This window comes from Roseovarius sp. BRH_c41, from assembly GCF_000961715.1.
Taxonomy (GTDB): domain Bacteria; phylum Pseudomonadota; class Alphaproteobacteria; order Rhodobacterales; family Rhodobacteraceae; genus Roseovarius.
Map to the genome: position 1 here is coordinate 1 of NZ_LADY01000057.1, position 18,795 is coordinate 18,795.

17 protein-coding genes are annotated in these 18,795 nt (G+C 63.0%); 14 read left to right on the plus strand and 3 right to left on the minus strand.

Translation table 11 applies throughout. The features are described from left to right. From VR71_RS17335 to VR71_RS17400, 14 genes are all read left to right on the plus strand, one after another. Positions 1 to 450, plus strand: a 450-nt coding sequence (locus tag VR71_RS17335; protein ID WP_045685930.1) for a nitrogenase component 1, incomplete at its 5' end; no start/stop codon positions are given. Continuing rightward, positions 447 to 1,988, plus strand: coding sequence for a ferredoxin:protochlorophyllide reductase (ATP-dependent) subunit B (bchB, locus tag VR71_RS17340; RefSeq protein ID WP_045685931.1), 1,542 nt, complete (start codon positions 447 to 449; stop codon positions 1,986 to 1,988). The genes VR71_RS17335 and bchB, both read left to right, overlap by 4 nt. Then, positions 1,978 to 5,541, plus strand: coding sequence for a magnesium chelatase subunit H (locus VR71_RS17345; protein WP_045685932.1), 3,564 nt, complete (start codon positions 1,978 to 1,980; stop codon positions 5,539 to 5,541). Before bchB ends, VR71_RS17345 begins: the two co-directional genes overlap by 11 nt. 112 nt (positions 5,542 to 5,653) lie before the next feature. Beyond that, a complete protein-coding gene (gene bchL / locus VR71_RS17350; RefSeq protein ID WP_045685933.1) occupies positions 5,654 to 6,550 on the plus strand; it encodes a ferredoxin:protochlorophyllide reductase (ATP-dependent) iron-sulfur ATP-binding protein in 897 nt (298 codons plus the stop codon). Further along, positions 6,550 to 7,272, plus strand: coding sequence for a magnesium protoporphyrin IX methyltransferase (bchM, locus tag VR71_RS17355; protein ID WP_045685934.1), 723 nt, complete (start codon positions 6,550 to 6,552; stop codon positions 7,270 to 7,272). Before bchL ends, bchM begins: the two co-directional genes overlap by 1 nt. Continuing rightward, positions 7,269 to 8,711, plus strand: a complete 1,443-nt coding sequence (locus VR71_RS17360) for a PucC family protein (protein ID WP_045685935.1) — start codon at positions 7,269 to 7,271, stop codon at positions 8,709 to 8,711. The genes bchM and VR71_RS17360 overlap by 4 nt, the downstream gene beginning before the upstream one ends. A 27-nt stretch (positions 8,712 to 8,738) precedes the next feature. Next, the gene (gene puhA, locus VR71_RS17365; RefSeq protein WP_009819255.1) at positions 8,739 to 9,512 is read left to right on the plus strand and encodes a photosynthetic reaction center subunit H; all 774 of its coding nucleotides are present in this window, start codon (positions 8,739 to 8,741) and stop codon (positions 9,510 to 9,512) included. Between the two features lie 11 nt (positions 9,513 to 9,523). Then, complete coding sequence (gene puhB, locus VR71_RS17370) at positions 9,524 to 10,156, plus strand: photosynthetic complex putative assembly protein PuhB (RefSeq protein WP_009819256.1); 633 nt, start codon at positions 9,524 to 9,526, stop codon at positions 10,154 to 10,156. A gap of 15 nt (positions 10,157 to 10,171) precedes the next feature. Then, complete coding sequence (gene puhC, locus VR71_RS17375) at positions 10,172 to 10,639, plus strand: photosynthetic complex assembly protein PuhC (protein WP_009819257.1); 468 nt, start codon at positions 10,172 to 10,174, stop codon at positions 10,637 to 10,639. Between the two features lie 15 nt (positions 10,640 to 10,654). Then, complete coding sequence (locus VR71_RS17380) at positions 10,655 to 10,951, plus strand: hypothetical protein (protein WP_045685936.1); 297 nt, start codon at positions 10,655 to 10,657, stop codon at positions 10,949 to 10,951. Then, on the plus strand, positions 10,948 to 12,072 hold the full coding sequence (gene acsF / locus VR71_RS17385) for a magnesium-protoporphyrin IX monomethyl ester (oxidative) cyclase (RefSeq protein ID WP_045685937.1): 1,125 nt from the start codon (positions 10,948 to 10,950) through the stop codon (positions 12,070 to 12,072). Before VR71_RS17380 ends, acsF begins: the two co-directional genes overlap by 4 nt. 43 nt (positions 12,073 to 12,115) lie before the next feature. Further along, positions 12,116 to 12,928 (plus strand): putative photosynthetic complex assembly protein PuhE, encoded by an 813-nt coding sequence (gene puhE, locus VR71_RS17390; protein ID WP_045685938.1) that lies wholly within the window; start codon positions 12,116 to 12,118, stop codon positions 12,926 to 12,928. After that, positions 12,918 to 14,132: a 5-aminolevulinate synthase gene (gene hemA, locus VR71_RS17395; protein WP_045685939.1), complete on the plus strand. Its 1,215-nt coding sequence runs from the start codon at positions 12,918 to 12,920 to the stop codon at positions 14,130 to 14,132. Before puhE ends, hemA begins: the two co-directional genes overlap by 11 nt. 125 nt (positions 14,133 to 14,257) lie before the next feature. After that, positions 14,258 to 14,680 (plus strand): c-type cytochrome, encoded by a 423-nt coding sequence (locus VR71_RS17400; protein ID WP_045685940.1) that lies wholly within the window; start codon positions 14,258 to 14,260, stop codon positions 14,678 to 14,680. 12 nt (positions 14,681 to 14,692) lie between these two features. Here the strand turns inward: VR71_RS17400 and dxs are convergent, their stop codons facing one another. The 3 genes from dxs to pufM form a co-directional block, all read right to left on the minus strand. Then, positions 14,693 to 16,621, minus strand: a complete 1,929-nt coding sequence (gene dxs, locus VR71_RS17405) for a 1-deoxy-D-xylulose-5-phosphate synthase (protein WP_045685941.1) — start codon at positions 16,619 to 16,621, stop codon at positions 14,693 to 14,695. An 87-nt stretch (positions 16,622 to 16,708) separates the two neighbouring features. Then, positions 16,709 to 17,803, minus strand: a complete 1,095-nt coding sequence (pufC, locus tag VR71_RS17410; protein ID WP_045685942.1) for a photosynthetic reaction center cytochrome PufC — start codon at positions 17,801 to 17,803, stop codon at positions 16,709 to 16,711. Between the two features lie 3 nt (positions 17,804 to 17,806). Next, positions 17,807 to 18,793 carry a photosynthetic reaction center subunit M gene (gene pufM / locus VR71_RS17415; RefSeq protein ID WP_045685943.1) on the minus strand — a complete coding sequence of 329 codons (987 nt, stop codon included), beginning with the start codon at positions 18,791 to 18,793 and terminating at the stop codon, positions 17,807 to 17,809. Positions 18,794 to 18,795 lie beyond the last annotated feature (2 nt).

The window sequence follows — 18,795 nt, forward strand, 5'->3', positions numbered from 1 at the left end:
CCGCGCGCCCGCGCCACCCGCGCCGTCGCCCAAGCCGCCGAGAGCCTGAGCGGCAAGTCGATCTTTTTCTTCCCCGACAGCCAATTGGAGATCCCGCTGGCCCGGTTCCTGACCCGCGAATGTGGCATGCGCGCCATCGAGGTGGGCACGCCGTTCCTGCACAAGACGATCCTTGGGCCCGATCTCGACCTGCTCGAGGCAGGCCCGCACCTGACCGAAGGGCAGGATGTCGAGCGGCAACTGGACCGTTGCCGCGCAGCTACGCCCGATCTGACCGTCTGCGGTCTGGGCCTAGCCAACCCGCTGGAGGCTGAGGGGCTGACGACAAAATGGGCGATCGAACTGGTATTCACCCCGGTGCATTTCTACGAGCAGGCGGGCGATCTGGCGGGGCTGTTCTCGCGCCCGATGCGACGCCGCGCGGCCCTTAAACTGGGGGCGGCACAATGAAGCTGACCCTCTGGACCTATGAAGGCCCGCCGCATGTTGGCGCGATGCGCGTCGCCACCTGCATGAAGGGGCTGCATTACGTGCTGCACGCACCGCAGGGCGATACCTATGCCGATCTGCTGTTCACCATGATCGAGCGGCGCAACCACCGCCCGCCCGTGACCTACACCACCTTTCAGGCGCGCGACCTTGGGGCCGATACCGCCAATCTTTTCAAGACCGCGTGTCAGGCCGCCTATGACCGGTTCAAGCCCGAGGCGATGATTGTCGGTGCCTCCTGCACTGCGGAACTGATCCAGGACGACCCCGGCGGCATGGCCGAGATGATGGGCCTGCCGGTGCCGGTCATAGCGCTCGATTTGCCCAGCTATCAGCGCAAGGAAAATTTCGGCGCGGATGAAACCTTCTTTCAGATCACCCGCACACTGGCAAAGCCGATCGAGAAAACTGCGCAGGTCAGCTGCAACCTGATCGGGCCGACCGCCCTCGGGTTCCGGCATCGGGACGACATCACCGAACTGACCGGCATGCTGGCCGATATGGGCATCGCGGTGAATGTGGTGGCCCCCTATGGCGCGGCCCCTTCGGATATCGCACGGCTGGGGGCGGCGCATTTCAACGTGCTGATGTATCCTGAGACTGGCGAGAGCGCCTGTCGCTGGATGGAGCGTGACCTGGGTCTGCCCTATACCAAAACCGTTCCTCTCGGCGTTGGCGCTACGCGTGATTTTATTCGTGAAGTCAGTGTTCTGGCGGGCGTTCCTCAAGCGATGGATGAAGATCGTTTACGTCTGCCTTGGTATTCGGCCAGCGTCGACAGCACCTATCTGACCGGCAAACGCGTGTTCATCTTTGGCGATGGCACCCATGCCGCCGCCGCCGCCCGCATTGCCCGTGACGAGATGGGGTTCGAGGTGGTCGGCCTTGGTTGTTACAACCGCGAAATGGCGCGGCCCATTCGGGCACTGGCCAAGGCCTATGGGCTCGAGGCGCTGATCACGGACGACTATCTCGAGGTTGAGGCCGCGATTGAGGCCGTCGCCCCCGAGATGATCCTTGGCACCCAGATGGAGCGGATGATCGGCAAACGGTTGGGCATCCCCTGCGCCGTGATCTCGGCCCCGGTGCATGTGCAGGATTTTCCGGCTCGCTATTCCCCGCAGATGGGGATCGAGGGCGCCAATGTGATGTTCGACACCTGGGTGCATCCCTTGGTCATGGGTCTGGAAGAGCATCTCTTGCATATGTTCCGCGACGATTTCGAATTCCACGATGCCGCTGGGGCCAGCCACCATGGCGGGCAGCATGTGGCCAATGACGCAGGGTCAGCCCCCTCTCACCCTGCGGCCAGTGTGCCCAAAGAGACAGCGTCCGGTGTGGTGATCTGGCTGGCGGATGCCGAGCGCGAACTCAAGAAAATCCCGTTCTTCGTGCGCGGCAAGGCCCGGCGCAACACCGAGATTTTCGCGACGGAAAAGGGACTGAGCGAGATCGGGATCGAGACGCTCTATGAGGCAAAGGCATATTATGCGCGATGACCTGACCCCCATGGCCCCGGCGGCCCCCTACCGCGTCGTGATCGTGACGCTGGATGCCCATGCCGCAGGGGCCTGTGCGCGGGTGGCAGAACGGATGGCGGCGGAATTTCCGGGTCTCACCTTGAGCGTGCATGCCGCCGCCGAATGGGGCGAAAACCCCGAGGCGTTGCAGACCGCGCGCGCCGATGTGGCGCGCGGTGATCTGATCCTTGTGAGCCTGCTCTTTCTCGAAGAGCATCTCAAGGCGATCCTGCCCGACCTGCAAGCGCGGCGGGATCACTGCGACGCGATGATCGGTATCATCGCCGATGCGCAGATCGTCAAGCTGACACGCATGGGCACGCTCGATATGGCCGCCCCCGAAACCGGGGCGCGCAAACTGATCAAGCGGTTGCGCGGGTCGGACAAGCCTTCGGTCGAGTCCGGCGAAAAGAAGATGAAGATGCTGCGGCGGCTACCGCGGATTCTGAAATTCATTCCCGGCAAGGCGCAGGATCTGCGCGCGTGGTTTCTGGTCATGCAATATTGGCTGGGCACGTCGGATGACAATATCGAGGCAATGTTGCGGTTCCTCATGTCGCGCTATGGCCACGAGGCCCGCTGGCACGGATTGCGCGTTGCGGCACCGCAGGATTATCCCGAAGTGGGGGTGTATCACCCCGATTTGCCGGAGCGGATAACGATTGATGCCGCGCGCATTCCGGTGCCCGCAGGGGCCACCGGAACGGTCGGCCTGCTGGTGATGCGCAGCTATGTGTTGTCGGGCGATCATGCGCATTACGACGCGGTGATCCGGGCGCTTGAGGCGCGCGGACTGCGGGTGATCCCGGCCTTTGCCTCTGGTCTGGATGGACGCCCGGCGATCGAGCGGTATTTTGAGGGACGCGTCGATGCGCTCTTGTCGCTGACCGGGTTCAGCCTTGTGGGGGGACCGGCCTATAATGACAGCGCGGCGGCGGTCGATCTGCTGAGCCGCCTTGACGTGCCCTATGTGGCCGCCCATCCGCTGGAGTTTCAGACCTTGGCGCAATGGGCCGGGTCTGCGGGCGGTCTGGGGCCGATCGAGACCACGATGCTGGTCGCCCTGCCCGAGATTGACGGGGCGACCAATCCGACCGTTTTTGCCGGACGGCACGGCGATGTCGCCTGTGAAGGCTGCGCGCATCGCTGCACCGGCGGAGGGGATGGCGCCAAGGCGATGGCCCCCTGCCATGAGCGGATTGACGTGCTGGCGCGGCGGGTGGCACGGCTCGCGCATCTGCGGCGGCAAAAGGTGGCGGCACGCCGGGTTGGCATCGTGCTCTTCGGCTTTCCACCCAATGCGGGGGCTGCGGGCACGGCGGCCTATCTCGATGTGTTCCAATCGCTGCATAACATGCTGCATGCCATGGCCGCAGAGGGCTATGATGTGACTCCGCCCGAAACGGTCGAGGATCTGCGCCGCGCCGTGCTGGAAGGCAGTGCGCGCCAATATGGCCAGGAGGCCAATATCGCCGCGCATGTCGGCGCGGATGATATGGTGCGCCATACGCCGTGGCTGCGCGAGATCGAGGCACAATGGGGGGCGGCCCCCGGCAAGGTGCAATCGGACGGGCGCGGGGTCTTTATCCTTGGCGCGCAATTCGGCAAGGTGTTCGTCGGATTGCAGCCGGTCTTTGGCTATGAGGGCGATCCGATGCGGTTGCTCTTTGAGCGCGGATTTGCCCCGACCCATGCCTTTGCACAATTCTATCTCTGGCTCAGAAACAGCTTTAACGCCGATGTGCTCTTGCATTTCGGGATGCATGGCGCGCTGGAGTTCATGCCGGGCAAGCAGGCCGGGCCGGGCGCAGGCTGCTGGCCCGACCGCCTGATCGGCGATTTGCCCAATGTCTACCTCTACCCGTCCAACAACCCCTCGGAAGCGAGCCTTGCCAAGCGGCGCAGCGGTGCGGTCACGGTCACGCATCTGACGCCGCCGCTGGCTAGCTCTGGTCTCTACAAGGGTCTGGCGGAACTCAAGGACAGTCTCAAGCGCTGGCGCGAGATGGCCGGGGACGCCCCTGAGCGTGCGGAACTCCGCGCCTTGATCGCGGAACAAGCGACCGTGGTCGATATGGGCGGACGCGAGCCGGATACGCTCTGGCTGAAACTGCTGGAGACCGAAGAGGCGTTGATCCCCGAGGGCATGCATGTGCTGGGGCGGCCCATGAGTGCCGAAGCGCGGGCGGGCTATCTTGCGATCATGGACAGCACCGATGCCGAAACGCACGCTCGGGTTGATCTGATGCTGCAACAGGAAACCGAGATCCCCGCCCTGCTGCATGCGCTGGGCGGGCGGTTCACCGCGCCGGTGCCGGGGGGCGATCTGATCCGCTCGGCGGATATTCTGCCCACGGGCCGCAATATCCATGCCTTTGATCCCTTCCGCATGCCCACTGAATTCGCCTGTCGGGATGGCGCGCGGCAGGCCGCCCGCCTGCTCGAGACGCACAAGAGCCTGCCACGCTCGGTGGCCTTGGTGCTCTGGGGATCGGACAATATCAAATCCGACGGTGCGCCGATGGCACAGGCGCTGGCGCTGATGGGGGCAAAGCCACGGTTTGACTCCTTCGGCCGCCTCTCCGGTGCGGACCTGATCCCGCTCGAGGTGCTGGGCCGCCCACGCATAGATGTGATGATGACGCTTTCGGGGATCTTCCGCGATCTTTTGCCCTTGCAGACGCGGATGCTGGCCGAAGCGGCCTTGGTGGCCGCACAGGCCGATGAGCCGGACGAGATGAATTTCATCCGCGCCCATGTGCGCGCTCAAATGGCCAAGACGGGTTGTGATCTCGAGGCGGCAGCGCTGCGGGTCTTCTCGAATGCCGAGGGCGCCTATGGCTCGAATGTCAATCAGATGGTGGACAGCTCCGCCTTTGACGACGAGGACGAGCTGGCCGATGCCTATCAGGCGCGCAAGGGCTTTGCCTACGGCGTCAATGGCAAAGCAACGGCCCAAGGCGCGATGTTGCAAGCGGCGCTGGAACGGGTTGAGGTGGCCTATCAGAACCTCGAGTCGGTCGAGTTGGGTGTCACCACGGTGGACCATTATTTCGACACGCTGGGCGGCATTTCCCGCGCCGTACGCCGGGCGCGCGGCGGCAAGGAAGCGGCGATCTATATCTCGGACACCACGCGGGGCACCGGGACCGTGCGCACGCTGGCCGATCAGGTGGCGTTGGAGACGCGCTCGCGCTCGCTCAACCCGAAATTTCACGAGGGTTTGTTGCGCCACGGGGCCGAAGGCGTGCGCCAGATCGAGGCGCATGTGACCAATACGATGGGCTGGTCGGCCACCACCGGACAGGTGGAGCCGTGGATCTATCAGCGCATTTCCGAAACCTTCGTTCTGGATGAGGTGATGCGCAAGCGGTTGAGCGATCTCAACCCGGTGGCCTCGTCGCGCATGGCGAACCGCCTGCTCGAAGCGCATGACCGCGCCTATTGGCAGACCGATGCCGCCACCCTCGCCGCCCTGCAATCGGCGGCGGCGGCGATGGAAGATCGGATGGAAGGGGTGGCCGCAGAATGACGACTGTTTGCACATGTGACGAGTGCCGGCGTGGGGGCCAGCCCCCACACCCCCGGAGTATTTCGGGAACGATGAAACACAACATCACGGCGCAAGCCGATTGGAGGACAACATGAGCCCGCGCGACGACATTCCCAGCTTGAGGGGACAGGACGGCGAGGGATCGGTGCAGGTGCATCAGGACGCCGATATGAAAATCGAAGGCGCCAAGGTGTTCTCGGTCTATGGCAAGGGCGGGATCGGCAAATCGACCACCTCGTCCAATCTCTCGGCGGCCTTTGCCGCCATGGGCAAACGGGTGTTGCAGATCGGGTGCGACCCCAAGCATGACAGCACCTTTACCCTGACGGGTCAGTTGCAACCCACGGTGATCGACATTCTCAAGAGCGTCGATTTCCATGCCGAGGAATTGCGGCCCGAGGATTTCGTGACGATCGGCTGGGGCGGCGTGAAATGTGTCGAGGCGGGCGGCCCCCCTGCGGGCACCGGCTGTGGCGGCTATGTGGTCGGACAGACCGTCAAGCTACTCAAGCAGCATCACATGCTCGATGATGCCGATGTAGTGATCTTTGACGTGCTGGGCGATGTGGTCTGCGGGGGGTTTGCGGCACCGTTGCAGCACGCCGACCGGGCGCTGATCGTCACCGCAAATGATTTCGACAGCATCTATGCGATGAACCGGATCATCGCCGCCGTGCAGGCCAAATCCGCCAATTACAAGGTGCGTCTGGCGGGCTGTATCGCAAATCGGTCCAAGGATACGGACGAGGTCGACCGCTATTGCGACGTGGTGGGGTTCAACCGCATTGCGCATATGCCCGACATCGACGCCATCCGCCGCTCGCGCCTCAAGAAAAAGACGCTGTTCGAGATGGAGCTGGATGACGAGGTGCAGATGGTGCGCGACATCTACACGGGACTCGCGCAGCATCTCTGGAACGGCACCGATCCGTTGGCCCCCGCGCCGATGGAAGACCGGGACATCTTTGAATTGCTGGGGTTCGATTGATGCGTGACTTTAGCTCGCCTCCGGTCCTTGGTGCCCCTCAGGACGGTTGGGCGCAGACGCGTGACCGGGTCGAGACCTATTTCGACCGCACCGCGACCCAGGTCTGGGAGCGACTGACGTCGGATGCGCCGGTGTCAAAAATCCGCCAGACGGTGCGGATCGGTCGCGACGCGATGCGCGCGCAGATGCTGGCGCGCCTGCCGCAGGACATGCGTGGTCTGCGGGTGCTCGATGCGGGGTGTGGGGCGGGGCAGATGACGGCGGAACTGGCGGCGCGCGGCGCCGAGGTGATGGCGGTCGATATCTCGCCCGCCCTCATCGACCTCGCGCGGCGGCGGTTGCCGGAGAGTCTGGTCCCGCATGTCAGCTTTCACGCGGGCGACATGCTCGATCCGGCCCTTGGCATGTTCGATCATGTCATGGCGATGGACAGCCTGATCTATTACACCGAGGCCGATCTGGCGCGCGCGCTTGATGCCTTGGCGGCGCGGACCGAAAGCACGGTGATCTTTACCGTGGCGCCGCGCACGCCGCTCTTGATGGCGATGTGGCGCATGGGCAAGCTCTTTCCCCGCGCCGACCGCTCGCCCAGCATGGTGCCGCAGTCGTCGGCGCGGCTGCTGCGGGCTCTGCGTTATGCGGGCAGCACATGCAGTTTGAAACCGCTGGAGCGGGTGACATCGGGCTTTTATATCTCTCAGGGTATGGAGGTGCTGGGATGAGCACGCGCCGCCCCTCCCCCCTTATGGCGCTGACCACACGCTGGCTGCCCTTTGCCGATGCGGCAAGCGAGGGTCTGCCGCTTGGGCAACTTCTGCGCCTGTCTCTGTTTCAGGTGTCGGTGGGGATGGCGACGGTGCTGCTTTTGGGAACGCTCAACCGGGTGATGATCGTGGAGCTTTCGGTGCCGGCCCTCGTGGTTGCGACGATGATCGCGCTGCCGGTGCTGATCGCACCGTTCCGGGCGTTGATGGGATTTCGGTCCGACACACACCGCTCGGCGCTGGGGTGGAAGCGTATTCCCTATCTCTGGTTTGGGTCGCTCTGGCAGATGGGTGGACTGGCCGTCATGCCCTTTTCGTTGTTGGTACTGTCGGGCCAACAGGTTGTCGGCCCGACATGGGCGGGCGAAGTGTTGGCGGCGCTGGCCTTTCTGATGACCGGCCTTGGACTTCATATGACACAGACCGCCGGTCTGGCGCTGGCCAGTGACCGTGCCACCGATGAGACGCGGCCGCGCGTCGTCGCGCTGCTCTACGTCATGTTCCTTTTGGGGATGGCGATTTCGGCCATCGTGATCGGCTGGCTGCTTCGGGATTTTGCGCCTTTCACGCTGATCCGCGTGGTGCAGGGGGCGGCATTGGCAGGTATCCTGCTCAACCTCGTGGCGCTCTGGAAACAGGAAAAGTTGAACCCGATGAGCCGCGCCGAACGCGAGGCCCCACGCCCCGAATTCCGTGCCGCCTGGGCCGACCTGATGGCCGGGGGCACGGCGGGGCGTTTGCTGGCGGTGGTGTTCCTTGGCACCATGGCCTTCAACATGCAGGATGTGCTGCTGGAGCCCTATGGCGGTGAAGTCCTGGGGCTTTCGGTGTCATCCACGACGATGCTGACCGCCGTTTGGGCGATCGGCGCGCTCATGGGATTTGCGCTTGCGGGGCGCGCGCTCTTGCGGGGGGCCAATGCCTATCGGATGGCAGGCACCGGCCTCTTGATCGGGATTGTCGCCTTTTCCACCGTGATCTTTGCCGCGCCGATGCAGGCGCCTGCGCTGTTTTTTGCCGGGGCTGGTCTCATTGGTCTGGGCGGCGGGCTCTTTGCGGTATCCACGCTGACCGCCGCCATGGCGCTGGCTGCGGGCGGCATGGCCGGGCACGGTCTCGCACTTGGTGCTTGGGGGGCAGCGCAGGCCACGGCGGCGGGGCTCTCGATTGCCATTGGCGGCGGCGTGCGCGACGCGGTCAATCATCTGGCCCTATCCGGGCAGATGGGCGAGGCGCTGAGCACAGCAGCCACCGGTTACTCGGTGGTCTATCACGGGGAAATTGCCCTGCTTTTCATTACCCTGGCCGTTTTGGGACCGCTGGTGCGGTTCAAGCAATCCGGCAGCACAACACAATCCGGGGGCGGCCGCATCGGGCTGGCCGATTTCCCCACATGACCTGCGTTCGCTCGAAAGGAGTCTGACATGACCGAGCCGTTCTTTGGAAATTTCGATCTCGCGAGCCTCTCACTTTGGCTTTTCTATGGGTTTTTCGCACTGCTGATCTTTTACATTCAGCGCGAGAACATGCGGGAAGGCTATCCGCTGGAGGATGACGATGGCAGGCCGTCGGCCAATCAAGGGCTGTTCCCGTTGCCCGGCGACAAGACGTTTAAACTGCCGCATGGCCGGGGCGAATTGACGGTGCCATCGGGGCAGAACCCCGAGCGCACCGATCTGGCGCTGGAAAAGACCGCGGCGGGCAACGGGTTTCCGTTTGCGCCCACCGGCGATCCGATGGTTGACGGTGTTGGTCCCGCCTCTTGGGCACCGCGCCGCGATGTGCCGGAACTGGATGGCCACGGCCACCCCAAGATCGTGCCAATGGCTGCGACCGAGCATTTCGTCGTCGCCGCCGGTCGTGATCCGCGCGGATTTCCCGTGGTCGCAGGGGATGGAGAGATCGTGGGCAAGATCAGCGACATGTGGATCGACGAGCCCGAGCAACTGGTGCGCTATCTCGAGATTGATCTGGCGGGCCCGTTTGGTGACGGCAAGCGACTGGTGCCGATGACCTTTGCCCGGATCAAATCCGACCGCGTCAATATTCGCTCGATTTTTGGCAAGCATTTCGCGGGCGTGCCGCACCACGCATCGCCGCGTCAGGTAACCTTGCTCGAAGAAGACAAGATCAGCGCCTATTACGGCGGTGGGACACTCTACGCCAGTGAAGCGCGGCAAGAGCCGCTGCTGGGATAAGGACCGAAGCCATGAGCCACGACGATTTCGCCTTTGAACCCGTAAAGGGCCTGCCAGAGACACCGCCTGAAGGCGAGCGTATTCTCTGGCAAGGTCGACCCGACTGGTGGCACCTGAGCGTTGAGTCGCTCAGCCTGCCGTGGGTTGCGGGCTATTTCGTCGTGCTCGCGGTTTGGCGGTTCGTGACCCTGATGGATCAGATGCCGCTCATCGGGGCCTTTGCCGCCGCCTCGCCGCTCTTGATCATGGGCGTGGTGGTGTGCCTGATGCTGATGTTGGTCGGCTACATTCAAGCGCGCGCCACGGTTTATACGATCACCAACCGCCGCGTTGCGATGCGGATCGGGGCGGCGCTGACGGTCACGCTCAACCTGCCCTATACGCAGGTCGGGCGCGCAGATTTGAAGCTCGGGCGTGGCGGCACCGGCACTATCGCGCTGGATCTGATGGGTGAAACCCAGCTGAGCTATCTGGTCTGCTGGCCGCATGTGCGCCCTTGGGTGATGCGCCGCACCCAGCCTGCGCTGCGCTGTATTCCCGAGGCCGCCAAAGTTGCACAGATGCTTGCCGAAGCGGCAGAGACCCGCATTGCCACGCCCAAGATCATGCGCAGCGCGCCCGCGTCTGCCATGGCGGCGGAATAGACAGGAGCCGATGACATGACCGATACAAGCGCCCCACGGTATAAAGCTCCGCCAGATCGCGACCTCGTGCCGCGCATGATGATCCGCGCGATGCTGGGGCTGGTGCTGGCGGTGCTGGCGCTGGTCACCTACGCGCGCCTCACCGATGCGCCGCTGGTGGCGACCCCGCCCGACAGTGAAATCGTGCTGGAACGCCATGTCTTTCTGAGCGGCGACATGAGCGGGGCGGCGACGGTTCTGGATGCCAATGGCACCCTGATTGCCAATCTCTCGCCCGAAGAGGGTGGATTTATCGCCGGTGTCGCCCGCGTTCTTGACCGCGAGCGCGCCAAGCATGGCGTGGACCTCACCGGCCCCGTCACGATCATCGCCCGCAAGGATGGCCGCCTCTCGATCCATGACCCCTCGACCGGATGGGGTGCGGATCTGATGGGCTTTGGTCAAACCAATTCGATGGCTTTCACCAAACTTTTGACCCGCTAGGAAAGGAACACCACGATGGGACTTCTGACACGCGAGTTTGAACGCGCGCCCTGCACGGTCGAGATCAGCCACTGTTTCGACAGCCTGCACGCGCATGTGCGCTTTAACAACGGCACCACCGTCTATCCCGGCGACAGCGTCAAGGTTCATGGCCCCGAGATCATGGCCCCCTACGGCATGGTCGTGAGCGAGGACCGCGAGGCCACCATCATCCGCGCCAGCGCGCTCGAGCGCCTCTGGACACGGTGGACGGGGGATCTCGAGGTGATGGAACTTTGTGAATTCTCATTCTCCGACGAGGTGACGCTATGAATATCGCCGTCAAACATTCCGCCGACGCCACCACCGTCGAAGAGGGTCTCGCCATCCAAGAGGCGAATGCGAAATTCGACAGCAAGGCCGCCACGGACCTCGCGATGCAGAACACCCTGCTCACGCCGCGCTTTTACACCACTAATTTCGACGAGCTTGACGCGGTCGACGTGTCCTCGGTGCGCGAGGACTGGGACAAGCTGATCGACCAGATGGAGGCGGATCCCAACAGGGGCCATTTCAAGAAGAACGAAGACTGGGACCATGTCGATTGGGAGGGGATGGAGCCGAAGCTGAAGAAAGAGTTCATTGATTTTCTGGTCTCAAGCTGCACCGCCGAATTCTCTGGCTGCGTGCTCTACAAGGAAATGAAGCGGCGCGGCAATAACAAGGACATCACCCAGCTCTTTCAACTCATGGCGCGCGACGAGGCGCGGCATGCGGGCTTTATCAATGACGCGCTGCGCGAAGCGGGCGTTGCGGTGAACCTCGGGTTCCTGACGCAGCAAAAGAAATACACCTATTTCCGGCCCAAGTTCATCTATTACGCCACCTATCTCAGCGAAAAGATCGGCTATGCCCGCTATATCACGATCTTTCGGCATCTCGAGGCGCATCCCGAGCATCGGTTTCACCCGATCTTCAAATGGTTTCAGGAATGGTGCAACGACGAGTTCAGCCATGGTGAGGCCTTTGCCCTGCTAATGAAGACCGACCCCAAGCTGACCAGCGGCAAGAACGTGCTGTGGATCAAGTTTTTCCTGACGGCGGTCTACGCCACCATGTATGTGCGCGACCATCAGCGGCCTGCCTTTCACAACGCGCTCGGGGTTGATCCCGATTGGTACGCGCATGAGGTGTTCACCAAGACATCGGATATCAGCAAACAGATCTTTCCGATCACCCTTGATATCGAAAATCCACGCTGGCAAGCGGGGCTGGTGCGGCTGCAAAAGGCCAATGCCGACCTCGCGGACGCGCGGGCACAAGGCGGGTTTGGCGGACGCTTGCGGTCAATCGGCGCACAGATGCGGGCGGCGGCGGCCTTTGTCGGGCTCTACACGATCCCGGCCAAGAAACACGCGCTGCCTGCGTCGCCCCGGATGGTTCCGGCCTACTGAAGCAATGTATTTGGATAGATTTGGCAAGATGAAGGACTAAGCCGTGCAAAGCCCCTGGATCGCAGCCCTCTTGGCGCTTTTTGTCTGGTGGTTCGCCACCGGGGCGATCCTCTTGGTGGTGCGCCTGTGCGAGCGCAAAGGGGACAGGGCAGGCCGCCGCGCGGTGGTTCTGGCCCTTCCTGTGCTGGGTCTTGGCATCTGGGGCTATGAGGCCAGTTTAGGCTTGACCGGCACCGGGGCGGCCTGCGGCGCATTCCTTGCTGCACTGGCGATCTGGGGCTGGATCGAGATGAGCTTTCTCACCGGGGCGATCACCGGACCCAACACGCGCCCCTGCCCGGCGCATGTGGTCGGGTGGGAACGGTTCATCCGCGCCTGGGGCACGGTCGCCTATCACGAGATGCTGCTCACCGGCGTTCTGATCCTGCTCTGGTTCTATGCCGCCGGTGCGGTCAATACCGTCGGTTTGTGGACGTTTACGATCCTCTATTTCGCCCGCATCAGCGCCAAGCTGAACCTCTATTTCGGCGTGCCCAAGATCAATACCGAATTCCTCCCCGCGCAGCTGGCACATCTGGCCAGCCATTTCCGCGTGGCCCCGGTGGGCTGGTTCTTTCCGCTCACGATCTCGGCGCTCAGCTTTGCCGTGGCTTGCTGGCTGGAGCGGCTTTGGTCCGCGTCGACACCCGAAGCGGCTGTGGGATTTGCGCTTTTGGCGGCAATTACCGCGCTGGCTCTGCTCGAACACTGGTTAATGGTGCTGCCATTGCCGGATGCGAAACTCTGGCGCTGGATGCTGCCCGCGCCCAAACCAACATCTGAAAAATCAAGACCGGAGGGACATCATGGATTTTGATGCCATGTTCACGGCGCAGTTGGACGCGCTGAAAAAGGAAGGCAACTATCGCATTTTCGCGGAACTGGAGCGGCAATGCGGTGCTTTTCCCAAGGCCAAGAGCCATGACGCGGATGCGCCTAGAGAGGTCACGGTCTGGTGTTCCAATGACTATCTCGGCATGGGACAGCATCCCATTGTGCGACAGGCGATGAAGGACGCGATCGACGCCTGCGGCACCGGTGCTGGCGGCACGCGCAATATTTCCGGCACGGCGCATCATCATCTGGTGCTGGAGCGCGAGCTGGCCGATCTGCATGGCAAGGACGCGGCGCTTCTGTTCACCTCGGGCTATGTGTCGAACTGGGCCGCGCTCTCGACCTTGGGCGCGCGGCTACCGGATGCCGTGATCCTCTCGGATGAGTTGAACCATGCCAGCATGATCGAGGGCATCCGTCACAGCCGCGCCAAAAAGGTGATCTGGCGGCATAATGACCCCGAGGATCTGGACCGCAAGCTGGCCGCCCTGCCCGCCAATGCGCCCAAGATCGTGGCATTCGAGAGCGTCTATTCGATGGATGGCGACATCAGCCCCATGGCGGAAATCGTTGAAGTTGCAGAGAAACATGGCGCGATGACCTATCTCGACGAGGTGCATGCCGTGGGTCTCTACGGCCCGCGCGGCGGCGGTGTGTCAGAGGAACGAGGTCTTGCGCATCGGATCACGCTGATCGAGGGAACGCTGGGCAAGGCCTATGGCTGCATGGGCGGCTATGTCACCGGCTCGGCGGCGATGTGCGATTTCATCCGGTCCTTTGCGAGTGGATTTATCTTTACCACGGCCCTGCCCCCTGCTGTGGCGGCGGCGGCGACGGCGAGTATTCGGCATCTCAAGGTGTCGCAGGACGAACGGCAGGCGCAGCGGGCGCAGGTGGCGCGGCTGCGGTCGCTGCTGGACCGGGTGGGGATTCCGCATCTGGACAATGACAGCCATATCATCCCGGTGATGATCAAGGACCCGGTCAAATGCCGGATGCTGGCCGATATCCTGATGCGCGATTACGGGATCTATGTGCAGCCGATCAACTATCCCACCGTTCCTAAAGGCACGGAAAGGTTACGTTTTACCCCCGGACCGCTGCATTCTGATGCCGATATAGATCATCTGGTCCGGGCGCTGACCGTGCTGTGGAAGCAATGCGCCCTGGCGCATGCGGTGGCCTGACAACGCCACCTCACACAGGCTGCGCACGCGGGCTGACAAGCGCGTGATCCGAGCCCTACACTGATTGACTCAGCCTGTCTGGCACCCACCTATTGGGGGGCGCGCAGAGGCGAGAGGGATACACAGTGTACAATCTGTACGCGATTTTTGTACTCGGTTTTGTCGGTCTCGCAGGACCGGCCCTCGCCGGGGATGTGGCGCGGGGCAAGGCGCTATTCAAGGACTGCCGTGCCTGTCATTCGATCATCGACGAGACCGAAACGCCGGTGGTGCGGGGTGGGCGAACCGGTCCCAACCTCTATGGTGTGATCGGGCGGCATGCGGGCAGCGTGCCGGGATTCCACTACTCGACCTCGATGATCGCGGCGGGCAAGTCCGGCCTGCGCTGGAATGAGGAAGATTTCGTGGTCTACGTGCGTGACGCCACGGCCTATCTGCGCAATTACCTCGACGAACCGAGCGCTCGCGGCAAGATGGCCTATCAATTACGAGACGTGCAAAAGGCGCGCGATGTCTGGGCCTATCTCCAGACCGTGACACGCCCTTGAAGCCATATTCTGTCAGAGCACCTGACGCAGCGGCACGACCTCTGCACGACCTGCCAGAGCGGCCCGGATCATATCGGCAATGCCGGTGGCCGACAGTCCGGCATCAGCATACATATCCTCGGGGTTGGCCTGATCAATGAACCGGTCGGGCAGGCAGAGGGTGCGGAGGATGAGACCCTTGTCAAAGGCGCCGCGCCGGGCCAATTCGTGCATCACCATGCTGCCAAAGCCGCCCATCGCCCCCTGCTCTACGGTGATGAGCGCGCGGTGGTGGCTGACGAGCTGCATCAAGAGATCAGTGTCGAGCGGCTTGGCAAAGCGGGCATCGGCCACGGTCACGGAAATTCCGTCATCGGCGACCATGTCGGCCGCGACCTGACATTCAAAGAGATGCGCGCCAAAGCTGAGGATCGCCACATCTGTGCCCTCCTCGATGATGCGGCCCTTGCCGATGGCAAGGGGTTTGCCGCGTTCCGGCAGGGCCACGCCGGTGCCGGAGCCGCGCGGGTAGCGGAATGCGATGGGGCCGGCATCATGGGCGGCTGCCGTGGCAACCATATGCACAAGCTCGGCCTCGTCTGCGGCGGCCATCAGGGTCATGCCGGGCAGATTTCCGAGGTAGCCGATATCGAACGCCCCCGCGTGGGTCGCGCCATCGGCCCCGACCAACCCGGCGCGGTCGATGGCAAAGCGGACGGGGAGCCCCTGAAGGGCCACGTCATGCACCACCTGATCATAGGCGCGTTGCAGGAAAGTCGAGTAAATCGCGCAAAAGGGTTTGAGACCCGAGGCCGCCATGCCGGCGGCAAAGGTCACGGCGTGCTGTTCGGCAATGCCCACGTCGAACACCCGCGCCGGAAACCGCTCGGCCATCTTGGTGAGGCCCGTGCCATCGGGCATCGCGGCGGTCACGGCCACGATGCGATCATCGCGCGCCGCCTCATCCGTCAGAGCCTGCCCGAAGACGCCCGTATAAGAGGGTGCGCCGGGTTTTGATTTGGCCTGTGCGCCGGTGGCTGGGTCGAATTTCGACACGCCGTGCCCGCGGTCAGCGGCCCCTTCGGCCGGGGCATAGCCCTTGCCCTTGACGGTGCAGCAGTGAATGAGGACCGGCCCGGTCGCCCGCGTGCGCGCGGCGCGCAGGACCGACAGAAGCTGCCCCATGTCATGCCCGTCGATGGGGCCGACATATTGAAAGCCGAGTTCCTCGAACAGAGTGCCGGAGCCGGTCAGCCCCGTCACCAATTGGCGCGCGCGCTTGGCGCTCTCGCGCAGGGGTGCGGGCAAGGCGGCCTCGAACCCTTCGGCGAGCGAGGCCATGCGCGCCAAAGGCTCGCTGGCATACATGCGGCTGAGATAAGAGGACATGGCCCCCACCGGCGGCGCGATGCTCATTTCATTGTCGTTGAGAATGACGAAGAGGCGGCGGCCCTCGGCCCCCGCATTATTCAGCGCCTCATAGGCCATGCCCGCGCTGATCGAGCCGTCACCGATCACCGCGATGGCATCGCCTGTGGCCTGTCCCATGTCGCGAGCCACGGCAAATCCCAATGCGGCACTGATCGAGGTCGAGGAATGGGCCGCCCCAAAGGGATCGTAGATGGATTCCGAGCGTTTGGTGAATCCCGAGAGCCCATCCTTTTGCCGCAGGGTGCGGATACGGTCGCGCCGCCCGGTCAGGATCTTGTGCGGGTAGCATTGATGGCCCACGTCCCAGACGAGTTTGTCTATCGGCGTGTTGAAGACCGCATGAATGGCTACCGCCAATTCGACCACGCCAAGCGACGACCCGAGATGCCCGCCGGTTTCCGAGACAGCGGAAATCACCTCGGCGCGCAGTTCATCCGCAAGCAGGGCCAGTTTCTCATCGGGCATCTGTCGCAGATCCGATGGTCCGGCAACGCGGTCCAGAAGCGGTGTGTTGGGTCTGTCTTGGGTCATGGCGGCCTCCTCCCCGGTGGCGCTGATGCCACCCGCGCGAGGGGCGGCAAGGGGCAGCGGGGGCGCATCAAGCGCCCCCGTGCATCATCAGTTGCTGTAATCCGGCTCGCCGCTGGTGGTGGCGAGTTCCGGCCAGTTGCCGATCACATTGGTGCCTTGCAGGGGCTGCTGATAGCCCTTGTGGCAGGTCTTGCAGGCGGCCTTGGGCGCGTCTGCATAGACCGGGCCCAGGCGCTCTTCGGGCAAGAGACCTTCGAGCGGCACGAGATAGGTATTGTTCAACTCCAACACCATCTCGATGCCCAAAATCTCTGTGCCCCATTGCGGCGTCACCTGAGACCCGTCGTAAAAGGCGCGGCTGTTGTGGCAAAAGACACAGTTCACCCCGAGCGAGTTGCTGACATAGTTCATCAGCGCAAAGGTCCGCTCTGCCTGTTGGATGCCGGGATAGTCATCCGTGCCCGGAACACCGGCCACGCGCGATTCCAAGTCATGCACCTTGATGCTCTCGCCATCGAGCAGGTATTTCTCGAGCGCATCCGAGGGCAGCGAGGTATATTGCGACTGCACCGTCACCCGGTTCTGATTGGCCGACCAGCCCTCGGCGCTCTCGTTCACCGGGTTGATCTTGAACCAGACATCGGACGGCACCGGCTGACCACGATGACAGGTGTAACAGGTCACACCCACCTCCTTGTTGGCATTGACGTGGCCTGACCATTCCTCGTTGAGGTTTTGGGTCATGCCGATCATCACATGGCCAACAGCCGTCTGGTAATTGGCGGAATCCTCGAAGAGATCGGGAATCCCGGTCCAGACGCGCATCGCCGCAAGCAGGCGGTCATAGTTCTCGACCGTCAAATCTTCGAGTCCCGGCGGCACGTTTTCACGCGCCTCGCCCGCTGTCTGCTCACCGCCCTGCGGCACCACCGGGGCCGACGTCGAGGCAAGGAAACTCTCGATCGAGGGATCGGGCTTGGCCAGATCCAGCTTGAACTCGGGCACCGACATGCCGGTGCCGCGCGGGCCGGTCTGGAGGCTCTCGGTGGCATAGGGCTGGCCCCATGTCACCAGGAGGGCTGCCACAAAGACCGCGCCGCCCACGGTTCCGATGGCAAACGCCGGACCTAAGATATTGGTCGGATTGTCACGGTTCCATTTGTCAAACCATTTGGGAAACATGGCTTACTCTCCTTGTCCGATGAAGGCTTCGTAAGAGCCGTAAGCGTCGTAGCCGTAAGATCCGTCATAGAGGGGCGCAAAGTTGTGTTCCTGTGCCCAGATGAACCAGTTGTCCACGACCGTGCCGGTCAGAAGGATGCCGATACCACCCGTGATCGGGGTGAGAACCGCAAACCACCAAGCCCAGCGGTGAATCCCCTCCATCGTCGCGTTGAACCCCATGGTCCAGCGCCAGAAGAGGGCGGCGCGCTCTGATGCCGTGCCACGGTCAACGATCTGCTCCAACTCCCGGTCTCCGCCGAAACGGCTGACCGCGAGAATGGTGGCACCGTGCATCGCAAAGAGCAGGACCGAGCCATAGAGGAAGACAATCGAGAGGCAGTGGAACGGGTTGTAATAGAGGTTGCCGTAGCGGATCGAGAACGCGGTGGTCCAGTCAAGGTGCGGGAAGATGCCGTAGGGCACCGCCTCGGACCACGATCCCATCAGGATCGGCCGGAAGAGGCCCAACACCAGAAAGAGCCAGATCGCAGAGGCAAAGGCCCAGGCGACATGCTTGCCCATCTTGTGGCTTGCGGCCAGTTGATAGGTGCGCAGCCACCAGGCGCAGACAGCTACCAGCAGAAAGAACGAGCTGATGATATACCAGCCACCATCATTGAGTGGGGGCATCGAGAGGCCATGCTCGGGCCCCGGCGGCTCCAGTGCCAGCCAGAAGAGTTGCCGCAGGAATTCCGGCAGCGACCAGCCGACCTGCGCCAGCATGTTGAGGCCCACGATAAAGAACCACATGAAGCCGCTGATGAGGCTGATCACACCGAGCATGCCGAGGTTGATCGGCCCGATCTGCGCGTTGCCCAGCCAGCCGATGAGGGTCGAGAAAAACGGCTTGCCCGCGCGCTCTTCCATCATCCGGCCATTGTCGTCCATGCCCCATTCAGGTTGGCCCTGAACCTGCACTTGGGTGAATATATTCTGATACTCAATCATGG

Coding starts and splice junctions, on each gene's coding strand:
- VR71_RS17345 (WP_045685932.1), top strand. CDS start 1,978: ATGCGCGATGACCTGACCCCCATGGCCCCGGCGGCCCCCTACCGCGTC.
- pufM (WP_045685943.1), bottom strand. CDS start 18,793: ATGATTGAGTATCAGAATATATTCACCCAAGTGCAGGTTCAGGGCCAA.
- pufC (WP_045685942.1), bottom strand. CDS start 17,803: ATGTTTCCCAAATGGTTTGACAAATGGAACCGTGACAATCCGACCAAT.
- puhA (WP_009819255.1), top strand. CDS start 8,739: ATGACCGAGCCGTTCTTTGGAAATTTCGATCTCGCGAGCCTCTCACTT.
- dxs (WP_045685941.1), bottom strand. CDS start 16,621: ATGACCCAAGACAGACCCAACACACCGCTTCTGGACCGCGTTGCCGGA.
- VR71_RS17360 (WP_045685935.1), top strand. CDS start 7,269: ATGAGCACGCGCCGCCCCTCCCCCCTTATGGCGCTGACCACACGCTGG.
- hemA (WP_045685939.1), top strand. CDS start 12,918: ATGGATTTTGATGCCATGTTCACGGCGCAGTTGGACGCGCTGAAAAAG.
- puhB (WP_009819256.1), top strand. CDS start 9,524: ATGAGCCACGACGATTTCGCCTTTGAACCCGTAAAGGGCCTGCCAGAG.
- puhC (WP_009819257.1), top strand. CDS start 10,172: ATGACCGATACAAGCGCCCCACGGTATAAAGCTCCGCCAGATCGCGAC.
- bchL (WP_045685933.1), top strand. CDS start 5,654: ATGAGCCCGCGCGACGACATTCCCAGCTTGAGGGGACAGGACGGCGAG.
- VR71_RS17380 (WP_045685936.1), top strand. CDS start 10,655: ATGGGACTTCTGACACGCGAGTTTGAACGCGCGCCCTGCACGGTCGAG.
- acsF (WP_045685937.1), top strand. CDS start 10,948: ATGAATATCGCCGTCAAACATTCCGCCGACGCCACCACCGTCGAAGAG.
- bchM (WP_045685934.1), top strand. CDS start 6,550: ATGCGTGACTTTAGCTCGCCTCCGGTCCTTGGTGCCCCTCAGGACGGT.
- bchB (WP_045685931.1), top strand. CDS start 447: ATGAAGCTGACCCTCTGGACCTATGAAGGCCCGCCGCATGTTGGCGCG.